General features: G+C 60.6%; 20 protein-coding genes. 10 read left to right on the top strand and 10 right to left on the bottom strand.

Features of this window, described 5'->3' with window-relative positions; all coding sequences use genetic code 11:
* Window positions 1-117 precede the first annotated feature (117 nt).
* From purL to grxD, 3 genes are all read left to right on the top strand, one after another.
* Window positions 118-2,277: a phosphoribosylformylglycinamidine synthase subunit PurL gene (gene purL, locus ACR0K1_RS05900; protein WP_480610645.1), complete on the top strand. Its 2,160-nt coding sequence runs from the start codon at window positions 118-120 to the stop codon at window positions 2,275-2,277.
* A 145-nt stretch (window positions 2,278-2,422) separates the two neighbouring features.
* A complete protein-coding gene (locus ACR0K1_RS05905) occupies window positions 2,423-2,659 on the top strand; it encodes a BolA/IbaG family iron-sulfur metabolism protein (RefSeq protein WP_480849214.1) in 237 nt (78 codons plus the stop codon).
* A gap of 61 nt (window positions 2,660-2,720) precedes the next feature.
* Complete coding sequence (grxD, locus tag ACR0K1_RS05910) at window positions 2,721-3,083, top strand: Grx4 family monothiol glutaredoxin (protein WP_480610640.1); 363 nt, start codon at window positions 2,721-2,723, stop codon at window positions 3,081-3,083.
* A 7-nt stretch (window positions 3,084-3,090) separates the two neighbouring features.
* On the opposite strand, the gene ACR0K1_RS05915 is transcribed toward grxD, so the two are convergent.
* Genes ACR0K1_RS05915 through ACR0K1_RS05925 form a run of 3 tightly spaced genes read right to left on the bottom strand, consistent with a single transcriptional unit; the run spans window position 3,091 to window position 4,690 of the window.
* Window positions 3,091-3,441, bottom strand: a complete 351-nt coding sequence (locus tag ACR0K1_RS05915; RefSeq protein ID WP_480849217.1) for an MliC family protein — start codon at window positions 3,439-3,441, stop codon at window positions 3,091-3,093.
* Window positions 3,438-3,833, bottom strand: a complete 396-nt coding sequence (locus ACR0K1_RS05920; RefSeq protein ID WP_480849219.1) for a cell division protein ZapA — start codon at window positions 3,831-3,833, stop codon at window positions 3,438-3,440. The genes ACR0K1_RS05915 and ACR0K1_RS05920 overlap by 4 nt, the downstream gene beginning before the upstream one ends.
* Window positions 3,833-4,690: a hypothetical protein gene (locus ACR0K1_RS05925; protein ID WP_480849221.1), complete on the bottom strand. Its 858-nt coding sequence runs from the start codon at window positions 4,688-4,690 to the stop codon at window positions 3,833-3,835. Before ACR0K1_RS05925 ends, ACR0K1_RS05920 begins: the two co-directional genes overlap by 1 nt.
* A gap of 236 nt (window positions 4,691-4,926) precedes the next feature.
* Between ACR0K1_RS05925 and tkt the strand changes: the two genes are divergently transcribed.
* The gene (gene tkt, locus ACR0K1_RS05930; protein ID WP_480849223.1) at window positions 4,927-6,951 is read left to right on the top strand and encodes a transketolase; all 2,025 of its coding nucleotides are present in this window, start codon (window positions 4,927-4,929) and stop codon (window positions 6,949-6,951) included.
* A gap of 45 nt (window positions 6,952-6,996) precedes the next feature.
* Here tkt and ACR0K1_RS05935 read toward each other — a convergent pair whose 3' ends face one another.
* Entirely contained in the window at window positions 6,997-7,386 is a 390-nt protein-coding gene (locus ACR0K1_RS05935) for a hypothetical protein (protein ID WP_480849225.1), read from the bottom strand.
* Between the two features lie 13 nt (window positions 7,387-7,399).
* Complete coding sequence (locus ACR0K1_RS05940; RefSeq protein WP_480849227.1) at window positions 7,400-8,371, bottom strand: DUF808 domain-containing protein; 972 nt, start codon at window positions 8,369-8,371, stop codon at window positions 7,400-7,402.
* Window positions 8,372-8,552: 181 nt separating this feature from the next.
* On the opposite strand from ACR0K1_RS05940, the gene gap (ACR0K1_RS05945) reads away from it, so the two are divergent.
* The 3 genes from gap (ACR0K1_RS05945) (at window position 8,553) to gap (ACR0K1_RS05955) (ending at window position 10,868) form a co-directional block, all read left to right on the top strand.
* Window positions 8,553-9,554 (top strand): type I glyceraldehyde-3-phosphate dehydrogenase, encoded by a 1,002-nt coding sequence (gene gap / locus ACR0K1_RS05945; RefSeq protein WP_480610623.1) that lies wholly within the window; start codon window positions 8,553-8,555, stop codon window positions 9,552-9,554.
* Window positions 9,555-9,625: 71 nt separating this feature from the next.
* A complete protein-coding gene (locus ACR0K1_RS05950; protein WP_480610621.1) occupies window positions 9,626-9,769 on the top strand; it encodes a hypothetical protein in 144 nt (47 codons plus the stop codon).
* 94 nt (window positions 9,770-9,863) lie between these two features.
* The gene (gene gap, locus ACR0K1_RS05955; protein WP_480610619.1) at window positions 9,864-10,868 is read left to right on the top strand and encodes a type I glyceraldehyde-3-phosphate dehydrogenase; all 1,005 of its coding nucleotides are present in this window, start codon (window positions 9,864-9,866) and stop codon (window positions 10,866-10,868) included.
* On the opposite strand, the gene coaD is transcribed toward gap (ACR0K1_RS05955), so the two are convergent.
* From coaD to ACR0K1_RS05970, 3 genes are all read right to left on the bottom strand, one after another.
* Window positions 10,860-11,351, bottom strand: coding sequence for a pantetheine-phosphate adenylyltransferase (coaD, locus tag ACR0K1_RS05960; protein WP_480610618.1), 492 nt, complete (start codon window positions 11,349-11,351; stop codon window positions 10,860-10,862). The two genes, gap (ACR0K1_RS05955) and coaD, sit on opposite strands and share 9 nt — an antisense overlap.
* A gap of 84 nt (window positions 11,352-11,435) precedes the next feature.
* Complete coding sequence (locus tag ACR0K1_RS05965; RefSeq protein ID WP_480610615.1) at window positions 11,436-11,873, bottom strand: CBS domain-containing protein; 438 nt, start codon at window positions 11,871-11,873, stop codon at window positions 11,436-11,438.
* Window positions 11,874-11,937: 64 nt separating this feature from the next.
* Window positions 11,938-12,840, bottom strand: a complete 903-nt coding sequence (locus ACR0K1_RS05970) for a LysR family transcriptional regulator (RefSeq protein ID WP_480610612.1) — start codon at window positions 12,838-12,840, stop codon at window positions 11,938-11,940.
* Between the two features lie 102 nt (window positions 12,841-12,942).
* On the opposite strand from ACR0K1_RS05970, the gene ACR0K1_RS05975 reads away from it, so the two are divergent.
* On the top strand, window positions 12,943-14,442 hold the full coding sequence (locus ACR0K1_RS05975) for a CoA-acylating methylmalonate-semialdehyde dehydrogenase (RefSeq protein WP_480610611.1): 1,500 nt from the start codon (window positions 12,943-12,945) through the stop codon (window positions 14,440-14,442).
* A gap of 199 nt (window positions 14,443-14,641) precedes the next feature.
* Window positions 14,642-15,226, top strand: a complete 585-nt coding sequence (locus ACR0K1_RS05980) for a L,D-transpeptidase (protein WP_480610609.1) — start codon at window positions 14,642-14,644, stop codon at window positions 15,224-15,226.
* Between the two features lie 56 nt (window positions 15,227-15,282).
* Here the strand turns inward: ACR0K1_RS05980 and ACR0K1_RS05985 are convergent, their stop codons facing one another.
* Together ACR0K1_RS05985 and ACR0K1_RS05990 are read right to left on the bottom strand one after the other, a co-directional pair.
* Entirely contained in the window at window positions 15,283-15,759 is a 477-nt protein-coding gene (locus ACR0K1_RS05985) for a fasciclin domain-containing protein (RefSeq protein WP_480611145.1), read from the bottom strand.
* A 71-nt stretch (window positions 15,760-15,830) separates the two neighbouring features.
* On the bottom strand, window positions 15,831-16,682 hold the full coding sequence (locus ACR0K1_RS05990) for a class I SAM-dependent methyltransferase (protein WP_480849232.1): 852 nt from the start codon (window positions 16,680-16,682) through the stop codon (window positions 15,831-15,833).
* Window positions 16,683-16,825: 143 nt separating this feature from the next.
* Between ACR0K1_RS05990 and ACR0K1_RS05995 the strand changes: the two genes are divergently transcribed.
* Entirely contained in the window at window positions 16,826-17,941 is a 1,116-nt protein-coding gene (locus ACR0K1_RS05995; RefSeq protein WP_480610603.1) for a carboxylate-amine ligase, read from the top strand.
* Window positions 17,942-17,993 lie beyond the last annotated feature (52 nt).

A 17,993-nucleotide genomic window follows, 5' to 3' on the forward strand; every position in this document is an offset into this window, starting at 1 on the left:
GCACGCGGTCCGGCAGGACCCGCGTGCCGGACCCTTTCGCTTTGCCTTTTCTCTTCCCCCCGGCGGCCCCTTCCCCTAAAAGGCGCCAACCATTGCCATCTCGGGGACTGAAACAGGATGCAAGAGCCAGCCATCACACCGGATCTGATTGCCGCCCACGGGTTGAAACCCGAAGAGTACGACATGATCCTGGGGATCATCGGGCGCGAGCCGACATTCACCGAGCTTGGCATTTTTTCGGCGATGTGGAACGAGCATTGTTCCTACAAATCCTCAAAGAAATGGCTGCGGACCTTGCCGACCTCGGGTCCTCAGGTGATCTGCGGCCCCGGTGAAAACGCGGGCGTGGTCGATATCGGTGATGGGCAGGCCGTGGTCTTCAAGATGGAAAGCCACAACCACCCCTCGTATATCGAACCGTATCAGGGCGCGGCCACCGGCGTTGGCGGCATCCTGCGCGACGTCTTTACCATGGGCGCGCGTCCCATCGCATCCATGAACGCGCTGTCCTTTGGCGAACCGGATCACCATAAGACCCGCCAACTGGTGAACGGAGTGGTCGAAGGCATCGGCGGCTATGGCAACTGTTTCGGGGTTCCCTGCGTCGGTGGCGAGGTTCGGTTTCACCCCGCTTATAACGGCAACTGCCTCGTGAACGCATTTGCCGCCGGACTGGCCGATAGCGACAAGATTTTCTACTCCGCCGCCTCGGGCGTCGGCATGCCGGTCGTCTATCTGGGCGCCAAGACCGGCCGGGATGGCGTCGGCGGCGCAACCATGGCCTCGGCCGAGTTTGACGACACAATTGAAGAAAAGCGCCCCACGGTTCAGGTCGGCGACCCCTTCACCGAAAAGCGCCTGATGGAGGCGACGCTGGAGCTGATGCAGACCGGTGCGGTGATCTCGATCCAGGACATGGGCGCGGCGGGCCTGACCTGTTCCGCTGTCGAGATGGGCGACAAGGGCGGTCTGGGCGTTCGCCTTGATCTGGAAACCGTGCCTCAGCGCGAAGAGAACATGACCGCATACGAAATGATGCTGTCGGAGTCGCAGGAACGCATGCTGATGGTCCTGAAACCCGAGCTTGAGGCCGAAGCCCGCGCCGTTTTCGAGAAATGGGATCTGGATTTCGCCATCGTCGGTGAAACCATCGCCGAAGACCGCTTTCTGATCACGCATAACGGCGAGATCAAAGCCGACTTGCCCCTGTCGAAACTGTCCTCGACCGCACCCGAATATGACCGCCCGTGGGAACCCACGCCGCAGGCCGAAGACCTGTCCGACGTGCCGCAGATCGACCCGATCGACGGGTTGCGCGCCCTGCTCGCCTCGCCCAACTACGCGGGCAAACAGTGGGTTTACGAGCAATACGATACAATGGTGATGGCCGACAGCGCCCGCACGCCCGGTCTGGGTGCAGGCATGGTGCGCGTGCACGGCACTGACAAGGTGCTGGCCTTCACCTCGGATGTGACGCCCCGATACGTGCGCGCCAATCCGGAAGAAGGCGGCAAGCAGGCGGTGGCCGAAGCCTATCGCAACCTCACCGCTGTGGGAGCGACGCCGCTGGCCACAACCGACAACCTGAACTTCGGCAACCCCGAAAAGCCCGAGATCATGGGCCAGTTCGTCGGCGCAATCAAAGGCATCGGCGCCGCCGTTGCTGCGCTGGACATGCCCATCGTGTCAGGCAACGTCTCGCTTTACAACGAAACCGACGGTCAGGCCATCCTGCCCACGCCCACCATCGGTGCGGTCGGCCTGCTGAACCACACCGACGAAATCATCGGCAATGAGGTCCGCGAGGGCCATGTCGCGCTGGTAATCGGTGAAACGACCGGCCATCTGGGCCAATCCGCCCTGCTGGTCGAGGTGTTCAACCGCGAAGACGGCGACGCCCCGCATGTCGATCTGGATGCGGAAAAGCGCAACGGTGATTTCATCCGCGCCAACCGCGAGATGATCAAGGCCTGCACCGATCTGGGTGACGGCGGTCTGGCACTGGCCGCCTTCGAACTGGCCGAGGCTGCGGGCGTGGGCGTCTGCCTCGACGACGCGCCGACCGGGTTCCTGTTTGGCGAGGATCAGGCCCGCTATCTGGTCGCTTGCAACTTCGATCAGGCCGAGGCCCTGATGATCGCCGCCGGACAGGCGGGCGTTCCTCTGGTCTCGGTGGGCCGATTCACCGGCGAAACCGTCAAGATCGGCGGCTCCGAAGCCGCATTGTCCGACCTGACCGAGACCTTCCGAAACAGCTTTGCCGCAGCGGTGGCCTGATCCCGCAGGCTTCCTCTCGTTCCAAATACGGAAATCCTGCGTCCGTCAACAGGCGCAGGATTTCCCGGTTAAGCGCCCCATCCCCATCTTGCACGCCCCGATGCATCGCTCTACATCTTGGGAAAGACTTTCAGGAGTAACCTACATGCCGATGAGCGCCCACGAAATCGAAACCCTGCTGCGCGAAGCCTTCCCTGATGCCGAGATTCAGGTTGGCGGGCAGGATGGCGTGCATATGTCCGCCATGGTCGTGGACGAAAGCTTTCGCGGCAAAAACCGGGTTCAGCAACAACGCGCGGTCTATGCGGCCTTGAAAGGCAAGATGGACGGCCCAAATGGCGAGTTGCACGCGCTGGCGCTGACCACCAAGGCACCTGACTGACGTCCTCTCAGGGCTAATAGAGATCTTTGTCCCCAAGGGGATAACCGAAAGGAAACGCGAAATGACCGACGTGAAAACCCAGATCGACGAAACCGTCAAAGCCAATGACGTGGTGCTCTATATGAAAGGCACCAAGGAAATGCCGCAGTGCGGGTTTTCCTCGCGCGTGGCAGGTGTTCTGAACTATATGGGCGTCGACTATGCAGACGTGAACGTTCTGGCGGATGAGGACGTGCGTCAGGGTATCAAGGATTACTCCGACTGGCCGACCGTGCCGCAGCTTTACGTCAAAGGTGAATTTGTCGGCGGCTGTGACATCATCACCGAGATGACACTGTCGGGCGAGCTGGATACGTTGTTCGACGAAAACGGCGTCGGCTACAACAAGGAAGCGGCGGACAAAATCCGCGAAGCCAACGCCTGATCCGGCGTTACTGGCTGGAACATTCCTTGTAGATGACCTGTTCGGTGGCGGCACTGCCCGCCCCGACATAGCTGATCGAAGCGTCCCATCCTTTCGAGCGCAGGATATATGTGCCCTCGCCGCCCACGGATTCGTACCGGATGCCCGACCCGCTGCGCACCTGACGCATGGCAATAAGCGTGTTGTCGACCATAGTCGCCGCGGCACCGGACCCGTCCGCAGCATTGAAGTACGTGACCGGCAGCGGAACCCCGTTCTCGCAGGTGAACGTGACCGACAGAATATCAATCTCAGCCAGCGCCGCCGTGGCGGACACCACCGCCAACACGCCGCAGGCTGAGGCAAGCGCATGTCTCATTGCGCGGACTTTTCTTCAACAACCGAGGCCAGCGCTTCGGCCCGGGCTGCCAGTTCCGCCAATGTGTCCGTCACGGATGGCGGCACCACGGCCACTTCGACCCGTTCAAGTTCAGGTGCCGGGGCGTTGCGCAGCGTCTGCAATTCGGCTTCGACCTCGGCCAGCTTTGCCTCCAACGCTGTGACCTTGTCCTCGGTCGCCGCAGTCTTGTCGGCCAGCATAAGGCCCGCCATCAGCAGCATCCGCGATTCTGGCATGCGTCCGATCTGGTCTGACAGAACCTGCGCCTCATCATCCAGCATTTTGGCTGCGGCCTGCAAAAAGGTCTCTTCCCCGTCCTGGCACGAAACATCAAAGCCGCGCCCGCCGATGTGAATGGTTACTTCGGGCATTACTCTACCTCACCTTCTGCCAGTTTTGCGTGCGACAGCAGCGGTTCCAGCCGTGCCAGCACCGCCTGCGCTTCAGCCGCGTCGGTGGCCTGTGCCGCGCGCGTCGCTTCCAGTTCGGCCACGGTGGCGCGGTTCAGCAACTCGGCATCCGCCATCCCGTCTTCCGCCGCCGCGCGCAGTTCTTCGACCGAGTCGCGCAGTTGCTCATTGGCCTTGCGCATGCGTTGCAGATCGTCATCCAGCCGCGACATCGCGGCCCCGTGGCTCGCCCGTTCGGCCCGCAGCATGTCAAGTTCGGCGGTCAGGTCGCCGACGCGTTCTGTATCCGCCAGTTCCAGCTTCAGCCGCTGGTTCTCGGCTTCAATCTTCCGCGCCTGTTCCAGCAGCCCTTTGAGTTCCAGCAACTCGGCCCGCAGCGGGGCGGTATCTTCCCTGCCCTCCAGATCGCCGCGCAGCTTCGCGTTCTCGGCCCGCAACGCGTCCAGTTCTTCCGAGTTGTCCAGCGCCGCCTTCGCCTCGGCCAGTTCCGCCCGCGCGGCCTCGACCGAGGCCAGCTTTGCCGTCGCCTCGGTCAATTGCTCGCGCAGCGCGTCAGCTTCCGCACCGGGCCCCGAGGCCGCCCGCAATTGCTCCATATCGGCGCGCATTGCGTCAACTTCCTGCTGATGCCGCTCTTTCAGGGATTTCAGGCGCTCTTCCAACTGGGCGTTGGCAAGCCGTTCATCCTCCAAAGCAACCTGCAGACCCGTATCCTGTCCGCCCTGGCCGGGTGCCGCCTTGCGCAGCGCTTCGACGCCCGTTCCGATCCGATCCATCGCGGCCATGATGCGGTGTTGTAAGTCTTCTATCTGGCTCATACCCCTGTCACCTCTTTACCAAGGTTCGTTCTGTCGCACGGCCGTCCGAATCAAGCGCGGCCACGTTCGACCCCAATTCTAACGGAATGTTCCGGAAAATACCCACTCTTTGCTTTCAATCACTTGGGCAACAGAGTTGAAGCGCCGAACGCCCGTAAAACCCGGTTCCGCTTGCACTTTGAGGGCTGGATGGTATTGAGCCCGCATTCTGCCTGTAATCCAAAGGAATAACGCCCGTGGACCTGACTGCGCTGCGCAATGCAAACCCCGAACACTGGGACAAAGCGGCGGCCATCCGCACGCTGACCCTCGACGCCGTCGCCGCCGCCAATTCCGGCCATTCCGGTATGCCGATGGGCATGGCCGATGTTGCGACCGTGCTGTTCGAAAAGCACCTGAAATTTGACGCCTCGGCCCCCAACTGGCCCGACCGCGACCGGTTCATCCTGTCCGCCGGTCACGGTTCGATGCTGGTCTATTCGCTGCTGTATCTGACCGGGCACGCTGACGTCACGCTGAACGAGATCAAGAACTTCCGTCAGTTGGGCGCAAAAACCGCAGGCCACCCGGAAAACTTCCTGATCGAAGGGGTTGAGACCACCACCGGCCCGCTGGGTCAGGGCATCTCGAACGCCGTGGGCTTTGCCATGGCCGAGGAAATCCAGCGCGCGCATTACGGCAAGAAGGTCGTCGATCACTATACATACGTCATCGCGGGCGATGGCTGCCTGATGGAAGGCGTCAGCCAGGAAGCGATTACGTTGGCCGGTCGCCACGAGCTGGGCAAGCTGATCGTGTTCTGGGACAACAACAACATCACCATCGACGGCACTGTCGATATGGCCGACCGCACCGATCAGGTGCGTCGCTTTGCGGCCTCGGGCTGGCAGGTGATCGAGATTGACGGGCATGATCCTGTCGCCATCGACTCGGCTATCACCCGCGCCAAGTCGTCCAACAAGCCGACGATGATCGCCTGCGAAAGCCATATCGCTTTGGGCCATGCCGCGCAGGGCACCTCGAAAGGTCATGGCGCTTTGACCGATCAGGAACAGCTAAACGCAGCCAAAGACGGTTACGGCTGGCCCCACGGTCCCTTTGAAGTCCCGGCAGAAATCAAATCCGCCTGGGAAGCCATCGGCACCCGCGGTGCCGCCGAGCGCGCGGCGTGGGAAGAACGCTTCGCACAACTATCCGAGCGCAAACAGGCCGAGTTCAACCGCGCCCATGCCTTCGAAGCGCCGAAGAAACTGGCCGGGGCCATCCGTTCGTTCAAGAAACAGGTGTCCGAGGATCAGCCCAAACTGGCCACCCGCGCGTCGTCTGAGAAGGTTCTGAACGTCGTCAACCCAATCATGCCCGAAACGATTGGCGGTTCCGCCGACCTGACCGGGTCGAACAACACCAAATCGGCGGATATGGGCGTGTTCCTGCCCGAAAACCGCAGGGGCCGTTATATTCACTACGGCATCCGCGAGCACGGCATGGCCGCTGCGATGAACGGCATGGCACTGCATGGCGGCATCCGCCCCTATGGCGGTACGTTCATGGCCTTCACCGACTATGCCCGCCCGTCTATGCGTCTGGCAGCGCTGATGAAAGTGCCGACGGTCTTTGTGATGACCCACGACTCGATCGGTCTGGGCGAAGACGGCCCGACCCACCAGCCGGTCGAGCATCTGGCGATTTCACGCGCAACGCCGAACACCTATGTCTTCCGCCCCGCCGACACCGTTGAGACCGCCGAGGCATGGGAACTGGCGCTGACCTTCAAGGACAGCCCCTCGGTCCTGTCGTTGACCCGTCAGGGCGTGCCCACCGTGCGGACACAGCACAAGGCCAAGAACCTGACTGCACAAGGTGCTTATGTTCTGGCCGATGCCGAGGCGAAACGTCAGGCCATCCTGATCGCCACCGGGTCCGAAGTCTCGCTGGCGATGGAAGCGAAAGCGATGTTGGAGGCCGAAGGCATCGGCACCCGCGTCGTCTCGATGCCCTGCATGGAACTGTTTGCCGAGCAGGACGAAGCCTATCGCAAGCGCGTTCTGCCCGCCGGTGCCGTGCGTGTCGGTATCGAGGCCGCCGTCCGCGCCGGTGGCTGGGATCGCTGGCTGCTGGGCGAGCGTGGCCGCGAGGCCAAGGCCGGGTTCATCGGCATGTCGAGCTTTGGCGCATCCGCTCCGGCAGGTGAGTTGTACAAGCATTTTGGCATCACCGCCGAGGCCACCGTAGCAAAGGTCAAGGAATTGCTGGGGCTGTAAACGGGTCCATACAATCAAGCAAAGGGCGGCCAAGGGCCGCCCTTTTCATTTGGATTTAGCCTCAATCCTCTGCTTCAGCGCATCATAGGCTCTTTGGGCGTAGTCCAATCGCAATTCATACCGTCCTTGCACCACGACCGCATCAGGCGCTTGCAAGCCGATGCAGGACAGCGTTTGGCGCAGGTGCGTGCCGGACAGGGGAACATAGGTTGTCGATTGGCCGGTCAAAGCGTTGTAGATGCGCCCACCGACCCAAAGATCGCGCTTTTGCGCCTTTCGCGCGGTATCGATGCGGAAATGCAGGAAACCATACAGTGCGGTTTCATCGAACGGGGCCTCATCGGCGGCAACGCTCAGGGCTGAAAAAACCGAGGATGCAGCGCCCCGCGACGATTTGCGTGATCCGACTTGTCGGATCAAAGGTCCGTTGATCAAGGTTTCCAAACGGTTAGTGTTCATCCTGCTGGCCAGCTTTCCGAATGAACAAGGGCCCGAATACTTTGGTCGCTACCGGGATCAGCACAAGTCCCCATGCCAGTCCAAAGATCCCATCCATCGTCGCCTTGGACACCCATTCGACTACGCCCGTCCATGACTCTGAAACCGAATGGCCCAACGCATAGGCCCAATCGTGAATGTGATGGCCCAGCCAGCCAAAGCCCAAAACCTCCATCCCGTGGATCATGATGGAACCGCCAACCCACAGCATTGCTGCGGTTCCGACGATAGACAGCACTTTCATGACCATCGGCATCGCCTTCACCAACCCTCGGCCCAGACCGCGCCCGACCGGCGTTGGGGCGTTGCCCGCAAGGAACAGCCCGACATCGTCCATTTTGACGATCAAAGCGACGGCCCCATAGACCGCAACAGTCACGCCGATCCCCACCACGGCCAAAGTCGCCGCCTGCATCCAGACATTCGGGGCTTCGATGGCTGCAAGTGCGATTGTCATGATCTCAGCCGACAGTATGAAATCCGTCTTTATCGCGCCTTTGACCTTCTGTTCTTCCAGATGGCCCGGATCGCGATTCTTCATGTCTTCGTCGATGGCGTGGCTGCCATGCGGGAAGAGGACATGGAAGATTTTCTCGGCCCCTTCGAAACATAAATACGAGCCCCCGATCATCAGCAGCGGTGTGATCAGCCAGGGCGCGAAATTGGCCAGCAGCAAGGCCACAGGCAGCAGCAGGACGATCTTGTTGAAAATCGACCCGCGCGCGATGCGCCAGATGATCGGCAACTCGCGCGCCGGGGCAAAGCCCTGAACGTATTTTGGCGTAACGGCCGCGTCGTCGATGATCACACCTGCGGTTTTGGCCCCCGCCTTGCCCGCAGCCGCAACCACATCGTCCACCGAGGCCGCCGCGACCTTGGCAATGCCCGCCACATCGTCCAACAAGGCCAACAGACCACTCATCGCGTTTCCTTTCCTGCCACCTGCCGCATTCGGACCCTACCCGATCCAACGGCTAGCGCAAGCGTTAGCGCAACCGCGCAAGGTTTGCGCTAACACCTTAAAAATATGCCACTTTTGCCCTTTTGAGATTCCCTATTCACCGCTATATGGCCCTCAACGCAAGCGCATTCGGAGGCATCACATGACCATCAAGGTCGGCATTAATGGTTTTGGCCGCATTGGCCGTTGTACCCTGTCGCACATCGCGGCCTCGGGCCGTAACGACATCGAAGTGATCAAAGTCAACGCCACCGGCCCGTTGGAAACCTCGGCGCATCTGTTGAAATACGACAGCATCCATGGCCGCTTTCCCCGCGACATCGCGATCAACGGCAACACCATGGATCTGGGCCGCGGCCCGATGGAGATGTTCTCGACCTATGACATGAACGAATTGGACTGGGGCGGATGCGATGTCGTTCTGGAATGCACCGGCAAGTTCAATGACGGGCTGAAGGCCAAGACCCATCTGGAGCGCGGCGCGCGCAAGGTGCTGCTGTCCGCACCGGGCAAGAATGTCGACAAGACGATTGTGTTCGGCGTGAACCACAACACGCTGACCGCGAACGACAACATGGTGTCGAACGGCTCGTGCACGACCAACTGCCTTGCTCCGCTTGCCAAGGTTCTGGACGAAGGTGTCGGCATCGAGCACGGCATCATGACCACGATCCACGCCTATACCGGCGACCAGCCGACGCTGGACCGCCGCCACAGCGACCTGTACCGCGCCCGCGCCGCCGCCATGTCGATGATCCCGACTACGACCGGTGCCGCAGCGGCGCTGGGTGAGGTTCTGCCCAACCTGAAAGGGCGTCTCGACGGTTCGGCCATCCGCGTGCCGACCCCGAATGTCTCGGCGGTTGACCTGTCTTTCCGCGCCTCGCGCGATGTCACCGTGGATGAGGTGAACGCCATCGTCGAAGAAGCGGCCAAGGGTCCGATGCAGCGCGTTCTGGGGTATGAGCCTGCGCCGCTGGTCTCGACCGATTTCAACCATACCGAGGAAAGCTCGATCTTCGCGCCGGATCAGACCCGTGTGGTTGATGGTCGCATGGTGCGCGTGCTGGCCTGGTACGACAACGAATGGGGTTTCTCGGTCCGTATGGCCGACGTGGCCGTCGCGATGGGCCGTCTTAACTGACCCTTCGCACATCGCTTGTACACTTATGCCCGCTCAGGTTATCTGGGCGGGCATTTTCGTTCGGGGACAGGATGACAAATCAACTCGCCATCTGGCTCGGCATCCTCATTCTGGGCGGGTTCATGCTGGACTATGCGATTTTCGGGACCGACCATTTGTTGTTCCTCGGCAAGAAACTCTACGACTTTCTGGATTGGCTCGCTTTCTGGCGCTGACCGAGGTTTTCCTTGACTTTCGGCGCGATCTGGCTTTGTTAGCGCTAACCAAGCCTTGAACCAAGGCCAACCCGGAATTCTGACGGAGCGCAAAATGACACTCAAACTGGCAATCAACGGATTTGGACGGATCGGGCGCAGCGTTTTGCGGGCCGTTGTGGAATCGGGCCGAACCGACGTGGAAATCGTTGCGATCAACGATCTTGGCAAACCCGAGATGAACGCGCACCTGTTCGAGTTCGACAGCGTGCATGGGCGCTACCCTCATCCGGTTACTCTGACTGACGCCGGACTGGATATCGGCACAGGCACCATCCGGCTGAGCAGCGAACGCGAGCCCGAGGCGCTGAACTGGTCCGATGTGGACGTTGTTCTGGAATGCACCGGCGTGTTTCGTACCCGCGAAGCCGCCGAACGTCACCTGAAGAACGGCGCGCGCAAGGTCCTGATCTCGGCCCCGGCCCGCGGCGACGGCGCGGTAAAGACGGTTGTGTTCGGTGTGAACGATCACGAACTGACCGCCGAGGATACGGTTGTGTCCAACGCGTCCTGCACCACCAACTGCCTGTCGCCGGTGGCGGCGGCGCTTGATGCCGGTCTGGGTATCGTTCATGGCAACATGACAACCGTGCACGCTTACACGGCTAGCCAGCCGGTGCATGACACAGTTGGCAAAGACCCCTATTTGTCGCGCGCAGCGGCCCTGTCGATGATCCCGACCACAACCGGTGCCGCAGCCGCCGTTGGTCTGGTCCTGCCGCAACTGGCCGGCAAGCTGACCGGTCAGGCGATCCGGGTTCCGACCCCGAATGTCTCGGTTGTCGATTTGGTGGCCGAGGTATCGCGCCCGACCACCGAGGATGAGGTCAACGCGCTGTTCGTCGAAGCCGCGTCCAAAATCCCCGGCGTACTGGCGGCTGAAAACCGTCCGCTGGTTTCGATTGATTTCAACCACGACTCGCACAGTTCGACCGTTTCTCTAGCCGAAACAAAGGTCACGGACGGCACGCTGGTCCGCGTGCTGGCGTGGTATGACAACGAGTGGGGGTTCTCGAACCGTATGCTGGATACGGCAGTCGCGATGGGCGCCCTAGCCTAACCTGTCGCGCAGCGCGGCATTGACGGCGGGTGTGACGAACTTGGACACATCCCCATTCAGCCGCGCGATTTCCTTGACCAGTTTCGAGGCGATGGCCTGATGCCGCGCCTCGGCCATCAAAAAGACCGTCTCGATCGAGTCGTTCAGCGCCCGGTTCATGCCGACCATCTGGAATTCGTACTCGAAATCGGCGACAGCCCGCAATCCTCGAACGATGATCTGAGCGCCCACGTCCTGGGCACAGTCGATCAGCAGGTTCTCGAACGGGTGCGCGACGATTTCGGTACCAGTCTGCTGGGTCAGATGCGCGCATTCCGCTTCGATCATGGCCACCCGCTCCTCGAGCGAAAACAGCGGGCCTTTGTCGCGGTTGATCGCAACACCGATGACAAGCTTATCCACCAGCGCCGTCGCCCGGCGGATGATGTCGATATGACCCATGGTGATCGGGTCAAATGTTCCCGGATATAATCCAACCCGCATCACGGCCTCCTGCGCAACAAAATTTCTGCGTCAGCAATCATAACTTTGCTGCAGGTGCAAGATGTTTCATCGGCAATGCCGTCGTCAATGGCCCATTATCATGCCCTGAAGCGCGTCTTTTTCCATCGCCAGTTCGGACAGCTGCGCCTTGACCACGTCGCCCAGGGTCACAATGCCGACCAGTTTGCCATCTTCCAGCACCGGCATGTGGCGAAACCGGCCTTCAGTCATGCGGGACATGATATCCTGAACGGTATCCTGCCGGGTTGCCGTCACCAGATCGCGGGTCATGTAGGCATCAACCGGTTTACCCAGACAACCACTGCCCGAGGCCGCAAGTTCGCGCACAATGTCGCGCTCGGACAGGATGCCCATCGCGGTGCTGCCGCCGTCATCTGAAACGATCACCGTCCCGATCCGTTTTTCCGCAAGAATCTTTGCCGCGTCGGACACTGTCGACGTCGGCTCGACCGTGACGACCTCATCCGTTGCCTTAGAGCTCAAAATGGCCTGTACGAGCATATGCAAAAACCTCCGGAATAATAACGTACTGTTTTCCAAAGCGTTGCCGGAATGTCTGGACCTGTCAAGGTAGCGCTTCGGCTTCCAGCCGCGCTATTTCGCCTCGTATTTCGTGTGTCAGTGCGTTGGCAAAGCGGTTCAGCCGCTCGTTGCGCTGGTCGCCCTGATGCCGGATCAGATAAAAACTTCGCGTCAGACTCACTTGATCCGTCAGGATTTTCCGCAACTCAGGATGGAAAGGCAGTGTGAAATCATGGGCCACACACACACCTGTCCCCAGCGAGACCTGCCGCAACTGAACCGAGACCGAGTTCGATGCAAGGGCAACACGGTCAATGCCGATATCGCTCAGATAATCCAGTTCCCGGTCAAAGATCATATCCGGGATGTAACCAATCAGGCGGTGCCCGGCCAGGTCGGCGACCGAACCAATCGGGCCGTGGTGCTGCAGGTAGTTTTGCGTTGCGACCAGATGCAGTTTGTAGTCGCTTATCTTCTTGACCAGCAGCTTTCCGGCGGTCGGTGCGCTGACCGTGATTGCCATATCCGCCTCGCGCCGGGACAGGTTGATGATACGGGGCAAGGCGAGGATCTGAATATCCAGATCAGGATTGGCATCGCTGATTTTTGCGCAGACCTGCGGCAGCAGATAGTTCGCGCTGCCGTCCGGCGCCCCGATCCTGATCTGACCGCTCAAGGATTTGGTTGACCCGGTCATGGCACCCGCCGCCGCGCGCATCGCCTCTTCGGCCTGCAAGCCATGATCCAACAGGCGTTCGCCCGCAGTGGTCAGCACGTACCCTTGCTGCGTCTTGGTAAACAGCACGGCGTCCAACGCCGCCTCCAGCCGGGCAATACGCCGCCCAACCGTGGCCGGATCGATCTTGAGGATGCGCCCTGCGGAAGACAGGCTTTCCTCACGCGCGACGGCCAGAAAGACCCTCATATCATCCCAGTTTGGGTTCATTCCCCTGCCTTTGCATTTTTGCAAAACTCTTTTGAGACATTGCCTCTGTTCGGGGAATTTCTGCAAGCCTATTCTGCGCGCAAATCTTCGGAGGAAAATTCCATGCAAAACCTGACCCACTTTCTGAATGGTGAGCAAGTTGCCGGTACGTCCGGCCGGTTTGACGATGTCTTCAATCCGGCAACCGGTGAAGTGCAATACAAGTGCCCGATGGCCAGCGCGGCCGAAACCACCGCCGCGATTGAGCAGGCCGCCATCGCGCAACCCGCCTGGGGCGCGACCAACCCGCAGAAACGCGCGCGGGTCATGATGGCCATGGTGGGCCTGATGAACCGCGACATGGACAAGCTGGCCGAGGCGCTGAGCCGCGAGCATGGCAAGACCATCCCTGACGCCAAGGGCGACCTGCAGCGCGGGCTCGAGGTGATCGAATATTGCATCGGCGCCCCGCAAATGCTGAAGGGTGAATACACCGACAGCGCAGGCCCCGGCATCGATATGTATTCGATGCGCCAGCCCCTGGGTGTCGTGGCCTCGATCATGCCGTTTAATTTTCCGGCTATGATGCCGCTGTGGCATGTCGGCCCGGCGCTGGCTTGCGGCAACGCGGTGGTGCTGAAACCGTCCGAACGTGACCCCTCCGTGCCGCTGATGCTGGCCGAGCTGTTTATCGAGGCTGGTTTGCCCAAAGGCGTGTTCCAAGTCGTCAACGGAGACAAAGAGGCGGTCGATACCCTGCTGGACAGCGACATCATTCAGGGCGTCAGCTTCGTGGGCTCGACCCCGATCGCGCAGTACATCTATTCCCGCGCAACCGCGAACGGCAAACGCGCGCAGTGCTTCGGTGGTGCAAAGAACCACATGATCGTGATGCCCGACGCCGATCTGGATCAGGCCGCTGACGCGCTGGTCGGGGCCGGGTTCGGTGCGGCGGGCGAACGCTGCATGGCTGTCTCGGTTGCGGTTCCGGTCGGCGAAGAAACCGCCGATGCGCTGATCGAGAAACTGATCCCACGCGTCGAAAAGCTGAAAGTCGGTCCCTACACCGCAGGCGACGATGTGGACATGGGGCCAGTTGTGACCGGTGCCGCGAAAGAGCGCATTCTGGGCCTGATCAACTCGGGCGTCGAGCAAGGCGCGAAACTGGTTGTCGACAACCGCGACTTCAGCCTGCAGGGCTATGAGGACGGCTTCTTTGTCGGCCCGCACCTGTTCGATAACGTGACGCCCGAGATGGATATCTACACGCAGGAAATCTTTGGCCCGGTTCTGTCCACGGTCCGCGCGGGGTCCTATGAAGAAGCGCTGAAACTGGCGATGGATCACGAATATGGCAACGGCACTGCGATCTTTACGCGCGATGGCGACACCGCCCGCGACTTTGCCAGCCGTGTAAACATCGGCATGGTGGGTATCAACGTCCCGATCCCGGTACCGCTGGCCTATCACACCTTTGGCGGCTGGAAGAAGTCCATGTTCGGCGACCTGAACCAGCACGGCCCGGACAGCTTCAAGTTCTACACCCGCACCAAAACCGTCACAGCCCGCTGGCCGTCGGGCATCAAGGAAGGTGGCGAGTTCAACTTCAAAGCGATGGACTGATCCGACGCCTGAAACGATCCACCCGGCCCGCTTAGGGCCGGGTTTTCCGGCAATTACTTGCCACGTACGCCGCTGAGGCGCGGCCTCACGATAAATTCACAACCGCACCTCTGGAAATTCGGCCTGTCCGGCAATATTTTGGCGTCAAAACGTTGACCGAGCAGTTCAAATCCCGGAGGCCGCATTGTCCAACTCTCGCATGACACGCCGCTCTGCCCTTTTGGGGGTAGCGTCCGTTCTGGCTACGCCCGCCCTGGTGCGCGCCCAAAGCACCGACGCGTTCCCGCAAACCGAAGACGCGATCAGCACGCAACTGCCGGTACGACGCAACGTGTCGTCCTTTTCGCAGCAGAACTGGCAGGATCACTTTGACGAATTGGGTGTCGGTGCATTGTTGGCCGATATCACCAGCCGCGCTGTGCATTATTGGGGTGCGGATGGCACCTATAAACTGTACCCAAGCTCGGTTCCCATGAGCGAGGAGCTGACCAAGCGCGGCTATACCAAAGTCGTGCGCAAGGCCGAATACCCAAGCTGGACCCCGACCGCATCCATGCGTGAGCGTGACCCGTCCCTGCCTGTTCGGATGGAGGGCGGCGACCCCGGCAACCCGCTGGGCACCCGTGCGATGTATCTGGGCTGGCCGGCCTATCTGGTCCACGGCACCCATGACACGCGCAAGATCGGTCGCCAAAGCTCCTCTGGCTGTATTGGCCTGTACAATCAGCATGTCGAGGAACTGTATCCTCTTGTCCAGGTCGGAACGCAGGTTCGACTGGTATAAACGGAAAAGCCCCGGTCACAACGACCGGGGCTTTCTGATTTGGTGGTGATCGAAAGTTACTCGGGCAAGATCACCGCATCGACCACGTGAATCACGCCGTTGCTGGCTTCGATATCGGCCTGAACAACTTTGGCTTTGTTTACCTTCACACCGTTGCGGGCATTTACGCTCAGCCGATCCCCCTGAACGGTCAGAACCTTGGCGCGCTTGCCAGCGATGTCACCGGACATCACCTTGGCAGGAACAACGTGGTAGGTCAGGATCGACACCAACTGGTCCTTGTTTTCCGGCAACAGCAGCGTTTCCACCGTGCCTTCAGGCAGTGCGGCGAAAGCCTCATCTGTTGGCGCAAACACCGTAAACGGGCCATCCCCTTTCAGCGTGTCCACTAGACCTGCGGCCTGAACCGCGGCGACCAGCGTGTTGAACGACCCGGCGGATACCGCGGTGTCGACAATATCGGCGGCCTGAGCCTTCAACGGCAGGGCAAATGCAAGTGCGGCGGCGGCGCCCATAAACGTGCGGCGAAACATGGCTGTCATCTCCTCTCCAGCTTGTTATGGAAAGGGGTACGCGCGCTTTCCCGCACCGGATCACTTTGGGGTCACACTTCCTTGATCTGCACCCAGATACTTTGCGCGCGGCCTTCTTTCAGAAATGGCAATGCTTCTACCGCGTCGGGGCGATCCTGCTGCAGGTAGTAGCCGGGCCAAAGCATTGAAAACGCACCGGATTGCAGAAGCGCGTGCAGCACATATTGCTCACCCCAACCGGGACAATCATAGAAGAAGCGCTTGGGATATTCGTAGGGCAGAAAAACATCGTGAACGTGGATCACGACGCCCGGCTTCAACGCCGGGATGATCCGGCAGAAGAGATGAGCGACGTCATTGCTCATGCGCACCACGTGGCTGGAATCGATGAACAGGATATCCCCCGCTTCGAGCTGACCGAACAGCGCCGGGTCAACTTCTTCCAGTCTTTTTTTTTCAAACGCGTCCACGACATGGGCGATATCCGCGCGCGGGAAAGGGTCAATCGCCGTGATCGATGTATCCAGCCCGCCGTCGATGATGGCTTGCCGGGTCACACGGGTTGAGTTGCCGCAGCCGACCTCGATCACGCGCTTGGGCTGAAAGCGTCGGATCATCAGATACAAGGCATCCGCGTCAGGGCTGTCATAATACCCGTTGCCAACACGGTATCCGGTCTGATTGCGCGCGGGGTCTTTCAGGGCGGCCAGAGCCTGAGCATGCTGTTGGTATTCCCCAACCAACGGGCCGATATCGAACCCTTCCATACCCGGCGACAGGGCATAGGCGGGTCGGGTCAGCCCCCCTGCCCGTTCAAACGCTTCGAGCCGTGCCCGCTCCTCTCGTTCCGGCGCCTTATCGACCAGTTTCACACCGAACCGATCCAAAGCAGCGTTGATCCGGGGGAATTTTCTGGGTTTCACGCGAATGGCTCCGATCAGGCTTAGGACTTGCAGCGCTGCATACCTTTGGTTGCAAGGTCTCCGCAAGCGGCAGAACCGCAAACCCTTGGCAAAAGGCCGGTTTCCGTATTCACTGGTCCGATAAAGGATTGGGAGGCCCGCCAATGCAGAAGGAATTCACGCTTGGCATCGAAGAAGAGTATCTGCTGGTCGACCGCGACAGCCTGCATCTGACGCAGGCACCGGACGCGCTGATGGAGGCCTGCCAGGCCGATTTCGAAGGGCAGGTCAGCCCCGAATTCCTGCAGTGCCAAATCGAGGTCGGCACCCGCCCCCACACCACAATCAAAAGCGCGCGGGAGGATCTGAAACGCCTGCGCTCGTGCGTGTCCAAACGCGCGGCGGAATACAACCTGAGCCCCATCGCGGTGTCATGCCACCCGTTTGCCAACTGGAAGGATCAGCACCACACTCGTAAGGAACGCTATGACGCGCTGCAACATGCGCTGGGTGGCGTCGCACGGCGGATGCTGATTTGCGGGATGCATGTGCATGTCGGCGTAGAAGACCCGGCGCTGCGGGCGGATCTGATGCCGCAGCTTTGTTACTTCCTTCCGCATCTTCTGGCCCTGTCCACATCCTCGCCCTATTGGAACGGCGAAGATACCGGGCTGTCCTCGTACCGCCTGACCGTGTTTGACAATTTGCCGCGCACTGGATTGCCCCCGGATTTCAACAGCTGGACAGAATACGAGCGCACCACCGGCGTGCTGGTCGAACTTGGTGTGATCGAGGATACGTCCAAAATCTGGTGGGACCTGCGCCCTTCGCACCGGTTCCCGACGCTCGAGACGCGGATCATGGATGTGCAGCCCCGGCTGGAACACACCCTGTCGCTGGCCGCTTTGGCGCAGGCGCTGACCCGGATGCTGTGCCGCCTGAAGGACCGTAACCTGCGCTGGCGTCAATATGACCGGTTCCTGATCGGCGAAAACCGCTGGCGCGCGCAGCGTTATGGCGTGGGCGAAGGGCTGATCGATTTCGGCGACCGGTCCATCAAACCCATGCCCGAACTGATGGGCGAATTGATGGGCATGCTGGCCGAAGACACCGAAGCCCTGGGCACAATGACCGAAATCGCCCGCTTGCGTCAGGTCGCCGAAACCGGAACCTCGGCCACGCGCCAGCGTCGCGTCCATGCCGAAGCGGTCGCCAAGGGCGAAGACCCGGGTCAGGCCGTCGTGCGCCATCTGATCGAGGAATTCCACGCCGATCTGTAGCGTCGCCCTGTCCCGGCCCGTTCCTGTCATTGCAGCGCTTGCAAAATTTCTG

It is taken from the genome of Ruegeria sp. F5, from assembly GCF_056533845.1.

Excerpts from the sequence above, each read along its gene's own strand:
- ACR0K1_RS05965 (WP_480610615.1), bottom strand. The coding sequence starts at position 11,873 with ATGCTCGTACAGGCCATTTTGAGCTCTAAGGCAACGGATGAGGTCGTC.
- ACR0K1_RS05915 (WP_480849217.1), bottom strand. The coding sequence starts at position 3,441 with ATGAGACATGCGCTTGCCTCAGCCTGCGGCGTGTTGGCGGTGGTGTCC.
- gap (WP_480610619.1), top strand. The coding sequence starts at position 9,864 with ATGACACTCAAACTGGCAATCAACGGATTTGGACGGATCGGGCGCAGC.
- ACR0K1_RS05940 (WP_480849227.1), bottom strand. The coding sequence starts at position 8,371 with ATGAGTGGTCTGTTGGCCTTGTTGGACGATGTGGCGGGCATTGCCAAG.
- grxD (WP_480610640.1), top strand. The coding sequence starts at position 2,721 with ATGACCGACGTGAAAACCCAGATCGACGAAACCGTCAAAGCCAATGAC.
- ACR0K1_RS05985 (WP_480611145.1), bottom strand. The coding sequence starts at position 15,759 with ATGTTTCGCCGCACGTTTATGGGCGCCGCCGCCGCACTTGCATTTGCC.
- gap (WP_480610623.1), top strand. The coding sequence starts at position 8,553 with ATGACCATCAAGGTCGGCATTAATGGTTTTGGCCGCATTGGCCGTTGT.
- coaD (WP_480610618.1), bottom strand. The coding sequence starts at position 11,351 with ATGCGGGTTGGATTATATCCGGGAACATTTGACCCGATCACCATGGGT.
- purL (WP_480610645.1), top strand. The coding sequence starts at position 118 with ATGCAAGAGCCAGCCATCACACCGGATCTGATTGCCGCCCACGGGTTG.
- ACR0K1_RS05980 (WP_480610609.1), top strand. The coding sequence starts at position 14,642 with ATGACACGCCGCTCTGCCCTTTTGGGGGTAGCGTCCGTTCTGGCTACG.
- ACR0K1_RS05970 (WP_480610612.1), bottom strand. The coding sequence starts at position 12,840 with ATGAACCCAAACTGGGATGATATGAGGGTCTTTCTGGCCGTCGCGCGT.
- ACR0K1_RS05950 (WP_480610621.1), top strand. The coding sequence starts at position 9,626 with ATGACAAATCAACTCGCCATCTGGCTCGGCATCCTCATTCTGGGCGGG.
- ACR0K1_RS05995 (WP_480610603.1), top strand. The coding sequence starts at position 16,826 with ATGCAGAAGGAATTCACGCTTGGCATCGAAGAAGAGTATCTGCTGGTC.
- ACR0K1_RS05905 (WP_480849214.1), top strand. The coding sequence starts at position 2,423 with ATGCCGATGAGCGCCCACGAAATCGAAACCCTGCTGCGCGAAGCCTTC.
- ACR0K1_RS05975 (WP_480610611.1), top strand. The coding sequence starts at position 12,943 with ATGCAAAACCTGACCCACTTTCTGAATGGTGAGCAAGTTGCCGGTACG.
- ACR0K1_RS05925 (WP_480849221.1), bottom strand. The coding sequence starts at position 4,690 with ATGAGCCAGATAGAAGACTTACAACACCGCATCATGGCCGCGATGGAT.
- ACR0K1_RS05920 (WP_480849219.1), bottom strand. The coding sequence starts at position 3,833 with ATGCCCGAAGTAACCATTCACATCGGCGGGCGCGGCTTTGATGTTTCG.